Raw genomic sequence first — 2700 nt, 5'->3', positions numbered from 1 at the left:
GTCGTTGTTGTCGGGGTTCGCGAATGGTCCGCAGCCGCCCTCATAAATCACGCGCCATGCCGGATGACAAACCGGACTATTTGGACCCGACTCCCTAAATGGTAGAGTCAGCATCCCAGGCATCCATCGCCACCTTTTGCAGGCGACGGCGCGGCGGGCAAGGGCGGTCGGGTCGGGGGTCATGGTGTCACCTCCTGCGGCAGCTCTCGCACAACGACCATCCGAGCGCAGGTCACGGGGTATCCTCCAAGGCAATAATAAGAGCCTCGGCCTCGGTACTTGCGAGCCGAAACACTTTCGCGACCGAAGGCCCACTTACCCATGCACATGCGAAACGCATGGACGGTTCGAGGGTCACGACGCAGACACAGCCGTATGGGTCTTTCCGCGTCTCTCGCAGCAGGGCCACGATACAACCCACCGTCGCCGGGTCGGTGAGGTCTGGGAGGTATGGTCCCGGGCAAGCATGGTCGCCTTGGCGTGCGGGCTGCTGCCACCCCCACGGCTCCGGTTCCTCCATATCTTCGGTGTCACGGACACTCTCCCCGAACTCGTGGACGCGCACCGGGTAGCCGGGGTACTGCCCCACGGCGCGCATCCCCGGCATCCAGCGCCACTTCGGGCAGGCGACGGCGCGACTTGCCAGCGCGAGCATCTCTTGGGTCATGGATACACCTCGCGGAACGTCTGCCACAGAGCGGCGATGCACGCCGCGGCGCGTTCGAGCGCCGCGAAGTCGAACGCTTCGAGGTCGATCGCGTAGAGCTTCGCCTCGATCCACGGGGAGCAGTTCCCCTCCACGGTGCGTGTCGGAGCCCCGAAGGTGCAGACCTCGACCGATCCGGTCGTGCGGTACCGCCCCTGCATCGGCGGGTAGACGTAGACGTGAAACGGGGCGGGCTTCTCGTTCGAGCCGCACTCCGGCTCAGCCCGATACCGCCGGAAGCTGTAGCAGCGCGCGCTGCTTCTCATCGGGTCCACGAAGTTCACTCCGCCGCACTCCTCCAACATGCGGCAGACGCGCGTGTAGTGGTCCTGGTCCTGCATCACATTCCCCCGTAGCGAAGCTCGACCAGCCGTTCGCCCGTGCCGTCGCACGAGGAGCATCCTGCCCCTCGACACGACGAGCACGGTTCGTCGAAGCAGGCCCGGCAGACGGGCAAGGGGCCGTCGGTCCCGCGCACGACCGTCGACACGGCGGCGCGGTCCGGGTGCGCGTGACAGGTTTCGGGTGCCTTACGATCCACGAGTCTCCCCTCGTTGTGGTCGTAGGCTAACAGGCCACGCGGAACGGAGCAACCCCGGCACCGGAGGCGCCGGGGTTGCCGCTCAGTACCCGAGAATGGCGCGAAGCTCGCTGAAGGTCGAAGCGTACTCGATCGACGGGGGCTCGCCGCGGTTCCCGAAGGGGACGTGAACCTCCAGGCGGTCTCCGCGCACGACAGCGCGGAACCCGTGCGACGCGGCGAACGCGCGCATCCGTTCCAGGCGCTCTCTCTGGTCTCCACCGGTCGAAGCGGAAGCGCCGTGGTCGCCGCCCTTCGCGGCGCGGACCGCGTCGCCCCAGCGCAGCGCCGGCGTCAGGTCAGTGTCGATGTAGCCGCCCTCGCCGTCGGGCTTGCGCTGGACCACGAACCAGTCTTCGTCCACGCGGACGAGGTAGCGGCCGGGCGCCACGCGCCACGCGCCGTCCGTCGACCACTCGGCGCCGCCGGACAGGTCTCGCCCGAACAGCCGGGTAGTCTCGCGCCCCAGCCGGTCGTGGACCCCGGAGGCGAAGCCCCCGGAGGCGAAGCCCTCGGAGGCGAAGCCCCCGGAGGCGAAGCTCCCGGAGGCAGGGTGTACCGAAGAAGGCCACTTGATCCGGTCTGCCCGCGTCCGGGGGTACGTCATGTGGCTGGGCGCCGGCGTCGGGTCCTCCGGGTGCCGCCATTCGCGCTCGATCAAACCGGCGCCGGTGAACAGGCGGATCTCCGCGCCCCGGTAGCGGACGTGCTCACTGATCTCAGGGGCGCGGCCGTCGTAGCTGCTGGTCTCGGTCCGCCACCGCTCGACCCTCGGGGGCATGTAAGACCAGATCAGGGTCGGGGACACACGGACGCTGTGCGGCTTCTCGACCGGATGCGTCAGGAAGTACGCGTAGACGGCATCGGCCCAGGCGTCGAGCGCAGCCTCCGTCGGCGCGACGGCTTTGATCACGACCGCTTTCGTGTCGCGCTTGGTCTGCGTAGATTGCGCGCCGCTTTCGGGCGGGATCGCGTGCGTGTAGCTCCCGCCGCCGCGCGTCGGCAGGATCTTCCAGCCCTGCTCGATCATCGCGGCTTCCGCCGTGGGGCTGTGGACGACCCCAGCCAGCTTGTAGGCGTAGACGCCGCGCGGTACTTCCTTCGACGTGCTCTTGCCGTAGTTGGAGAGGTACGTCTCCGTCTGGTACAGCGGCGGGAGCGGAGGGGGCCCCGAGGGCGCCCCCGGCGCCTCCGGCGCCGGGCGCAACGCGACGGGAGACCCGCGAGGAGCGCGTGCGGTGCCGATCGCGGCTTCCCCGAACGTGAAGCTGGGGTCCTGCTCGACGCGCGGGTGGCTCCGTACCGACGGGATGGCGAGCACCGCCTCGCGGTGCGTCTCGAAGGGCCCGTCGAGGAGGATCTCGGCGCCGACGCCTGATTTGCGGGCCGACACGAAGTAGGCCGACTTGTCGTC

3 protein-coding genes are annotated in these 2700 nt (G+C 68.9%); all 3 read right to left on the bottom strand.

Annotated features, from left to right (window positions below):
- Positions 1-232 precede the first annotated feature (232 nt).
- Positions 233-667 (bottom strand): hypothetical protein, encoded by a 435-nt coding sequence (locus EB084_23290; protein NDD31187.1) that lies wholly within the window; start codon positions 665-667, stop codon positions 233-235.
- Positions 664-990, bottom strand: a complete 327-nt coding sequence (locus tag EB084_23285; protein NDD31186.1) for a hypothetical protein — start codon at positions 988-990, stop codon at positions 664-666. The genes EB084_23290 and EB084_23285 overlap by 4 nt, the downstream gene beginning before the upstream one ends.
- Positions 991-1329: 339 nt before the next feature.
- On the bottom strand, positions 1330-2700 hold a 1371-nt coding region (locus tag EB084_23280), incomplete at its 5' end, for a hypothetical protein (protein NDD31185.1).

Source organism: Pseudomonadota bacterium (assembly GCA_010028905.1).
Taxonomy (GTDB): Bacteria; Vulcanimicrobiota; Xenobia; order RGZZ01; family RGZZ01; genus RGZZ01.
Note: the sequence above shows the minus strand (reverse complement) of the source record. Positions and strands in the feature narration are given on the sequence as shown.

Bases quoted from the DNA above. Each gene is read 5' to 3' on its own strand.
- EB084_23290 (NDD31187.1), bottom strand. From the start codon at position 667: ATGACCCAAGAGATGCTCGCGCTGGCAAGTCGCGCCGTCGCCTGCCCG.